We start from the raw sequence: 3,971 nt of genomic DNA, 5'->3' as shown, positions 1-3,971 counted from the left end.
GATAAAAGAGAACGGTCAGGAACCAGCCACCGGTGAGGATCACGGTCGAAAGCTGGATTTCCATCAGCAGCATGATCGGCACCGCGGTCAGCGCGACAGCCGCCTTCCAGTCGTCGCGGAACACAAGGCCGAGCGCCGCGAACAACAGCGCGAGGACCAGACCGGAGATGACGAAACCCCAGCTGCCGAAATTCGCATAGTCGGTCATGAAGGACGCAGCCGTCATCGTTCCCGCGACGCCGAGCTTCGCCAAGTCGGGCCGCTCAAGCGCGTTGATCTCGGCCGGCACAAACCGAAACTCGCAGCCCTTGATTGCGGCAAGCCAGCGATAGCCGCACCCATATGTGAACGGAATTTTCGACGGGATGTGCCGGAACCAGGCCGTAATGACCTCCCCCGGAACATCGACGATGCGGCGCTTGATCGTATCGAAAGCGACATACAGGGGGGACGAGCGGTCGATGCGTATTCCGATCTTGGCGCGCTCCCCCTCAATTTCCGCGAGGCGCTTCAATGCTTCCGCATCCATCGTCCCCGGTTGGTTAGCCTTGTCGCTCAGCCGGGTCGACAGCGCAGGCTCCGGCAAATGCGCCGCGATGTTAACCCAGATCTGCGGTCGAACTTGAGGATTCTGAATCAAAGGCAAGATGAGCAGGCCCGCCATCAGTGCCAAAGCCATCAGCGCCGCGCGGCGGATATCGAATTCCAGCGCCGCGACAATAAAGGCCGGCGCGATCAGAAACACGATGAAGATCTTGTTCAGCGTGGCAATCGCATAAAACGTGCCGACCAGCAGCGTGATGAGGAATCCCGCAAGCGAGCGCGACACGAAATAGAACAACAGGAACGGCAGAACGCTCTTGATCAACATATTCGGTGCGTAGCGCCAGACCACCCCTGCATCGTCAAAGATGTTTTGCCGGATCAGCATGACCTTGAAGTAGTCCTGCTCGCGGAACGCATCGTAAACCGGCACCGAACCCAGATGCACGAAATGCCCGGCGGCAAGCGCAACCGCCAGAACAAGCAGAATCCAGGCGGCCGAGTCGCGCCATCCGGCGAAGCGCACCGCGCCGAGCAAAGGCTCTAACGGCAGCCACCGTACCGCCATGACCATGAATGGATAGCTCGCCAGCAAGACAACAAGAAAGAGCTCCAACTGGCCAAGATATCTGGTGCCGCTCACCAGGAAGACGCTGAAGACAAGCCAGCAGACGCTGAGAAGATAGAACGCGAAGGCCGCGTGGGGCCGAAGCGGCGCGGCGATGGTTGAGAGCGTTGGTTTCACGACCTGACCCGATCTAGATTCGCGCGACGGTGATGCCGCGCATCCGCTTCACCAGCGCCCAGACTCGATCCTTCAGACCGTACAGCCACTCCTCAGTCGGATAATCGCGGTAGCTGTGCGGCGGCTCGGCCATGATGCAGTCAAATTCGGCGTCGCTGACGCCGAGCTTCTTGGCGACGAAGGACTTGTCCTCGCCGATCTTGTCCGGATCGTTCGGCAGCGCCGACAGCGAGGCGAGCGCCTCCTCGCGCGTCAATTGCCCCGACACAATCAGGCTCGACAGGTGCGCGCGGCGCTTGTCGTAGCCGAACTTCGTCGGCAGGTAATATGTCTGGAAGAAGCGCGTGAAGATCGACTCATGGTGCTTGCCGCCGTAATCGCGCCAGCCAAGCGTATCGGCGATTTCGCGCTTCACATCGTCTTTCACATAAGGAAGGTAGTTGAGAATCCGGACCGTGCGGATGCCGCGTAGGATCGGATAGTAAAAATAGCGCTGGAAGAAGCCGAGCGTTGGATAGTTCCTCAGGGGAACATGGCCGAAACGCTTGTGGATGGCGCGCAGGTGCACCCGGTCCGCCGGACTGTAGCCCCAGGCTCTCGGCAGGATGAATTCGGTCGCGAAGTTGGTTCCGGTAATGACCGTCTTGATACCGTGCCGGGAGGCGACCCGATACAGCACCGCGAGGAAAGCGTGGTCGGTCGGCGTGTCACAATTGGCGACGCCCGAGCGCAGGAACGCAAGCTGAAGATCCCGCATTTCCTCCCAATCGACCACGAAGGTGACGTGATCGATGCCCAGCCGTTTGACGATGTTTTCGATGTTGCCGACCGCCAGCTCCGAATTCCAGCCACTGTCAAAGTGCACCGCGAGCGTGCGCAGGCCGTATTCCTTCACCTTGAGTGCGACATAGGTGCTGTCGACGCCGCCGCTCAGTCCGATGATGCAGTCATATTGCGCGCGGCGGCCGCGCCGCTTGATCCGCTCAACCAGTGCATCGAGATCCTTTTTCGCTTCGCCGGAGGCCGCGCGATCGACGATGGGCTTCGCCTGCAGGTCGTAGTTACGGCAATGGCTGCAAACGCCATCCGCGTCGAACGAGATATCCGGATCGCTGGTGTCCATCACGCAGCGCGTACAGATGCGGTAGGAAGCCGATGACATCGTGGAGGTCTGTGTGTTGTGAATGCCTAGAGAACGCGCAGCCCGAAGCGAAGGCCGATCGCCGAGAAACTGCCGGCAAGCACGAGACTGGCGAGGAAAGTGTGGATCGGCGTCAACACCATGCCGGCTCCGAAATGCCCGAGCAACATACCCGCCACAACGGCGGCCAGCATTGCAAGGAGCGTACAATACTTCCGCAAACCGAGGCCGGTCAGGACGAAAACAAGCGCCAGATAAGTGAGCTGATAGCCGGACAAGATCGCAGCAAACACAGTCAGCACAATATCGATGTCATAGCCGTAGAACAGCAGGGCCGTCACTGACACCACGACCATCGAGTCAAACACGAACTGGACGGCGAGCGACCAGTATTGCTTCGCGCGGATTTCGAAAATCCGCTCCGGCCAGCCGGTCAAAAGCGCGAGAGTCATCGGCGACGCTAACAGTGCAAACATATGGCCAGTTTCGCGCCAATTTTCACCGAGCATCTTGGGAAAGAGCGGGCTCGACCACAGCGCGGCCAGAAGGAAGAATGGCACGAGGCCGAACGCCAACGCACGCATCAGATTCCAGATCATGTCCTGGAATGGTGGTGTGTCGATCTTTTCAGCCGCCTCGCGGTAGAATACCTGGCTGATCGAAGCAGTGAGAAAGTTGGCCGGGAACGTTGCGGCGATGCGCGCGAGCGCAAAGTGCCCGGCCGAAGAGACAAGGCCGAAGGCGGTCAGCGCCAGCACGGGAAAGTCCCGCGACAGCACGCCGAGCAGACTGTAGGCGACATTGAAAACCGGGAATTGCCGGTAACGCGCTGCGAGATCCCGGAACGCTGTCCGGTCGAACCCCTCCACAAAGAAGGACCGTACCAGCGCGACCACACCAAGCGTGGCCGATGCCGAAATGTAACCGGCAAGCCGGGACAGATAGAGTCCGCCCACCTTCATGGCGCCGAGGCCGAAACCGACCCCCAGAAGCGCGGCAATCGCCTGCTGCACGAGGTTGCCGCATACGATTCGTCCGTAACGATGCTCGCGATTGGCGACGTAAACGGCCGTGCTCTGGACCGCCACGCAGAACGCCAGGGGTGGAATGGCGAACAGCCACAGGCCGAGTGAACTCATCGTGCCGAAGGCGGGCACCAGATACCACGCACCCATCATCACCGCCATGACACCGACGGTCACCCAGAACGCGATTGCGATTGCGCCGAGCGCGATGGTGCGCGCATCCTCGTCGCGTTCCGGCAACAGGATTGCGAGCTCGTATCGAAGCGTAGCGGGGATCGCGAGAATGCCGGCAAGCGCCACCACTGTCGCAAAGACACCGAACACCGCCGGCTCATAAAGCCGCGTCAGCAAAGGTGCGCTGCCGAGCGCGATGATCTGGCTCAGCGCGGTGCCGACCATCATCAGCAGCGCGGCGCGCGAGAAGCGGGAAGTACCGATGCGAATCATTATGAAGACGCTGCGTGAGCCAGCGACTCGATGTCACCCGGCGCGGGATAGGAGATCAACACGGCACGAT

General features: G+C 60.4%; 3 protein-coding genes. All 3 read right to left on the bottom strand.

The genetic code is table 11. From position 1 onward, the window contains the following. The coding region (locus VN004_RS21830) for a hypothetical protein (protein WP_325614282.1) at positions 1-1,288 on the bottom strand (1,288 nt) is incomplete at its 3' end. A 13-nt stretch (positions 1,289-1,301) separates the two neighbouring features. Then, positions 1,302-2,450 carry an N-acetyl sugar amidotransferase gene (locus tag VN004_RS21825; protein ID WP_325614281.1) on the bottom strand — a complete coding sequence of 383 codons (1,149 nt, stop codon included), beginning with the start codon at positions 2,448-2,450 and terminating at the stop codon, positions 1,302-1,304. A 26-nt stretch (positions 2,451-2,476) separates the two neighbouring features. After that, a complete protein-coding gene (locus VN004_RS21820; RefSeq protein ID WP_325614280.1) occupies positions 2,477-3,901 on the bottom strand; it encodes a hypothetical protein in 1,425 nt (474 codons plus the stop codon). Positions 3,902-3,971: the final 70 nt, after the last annotated feature.

Origin of the sequence: Pseudorhodoplanes sp. (assembly GCF_035565855.1) — a bacterium.
Classification (GTDB): domain Bacteria; phylum Pseudomonadota; class Alphaproteobacteria; order Rhizobiales; family Xanthobacteraceae; genus Pseudorhodoplanes.
This window is presented reverse-complemented; position numbering and strand designations above follow the sequence as displayed.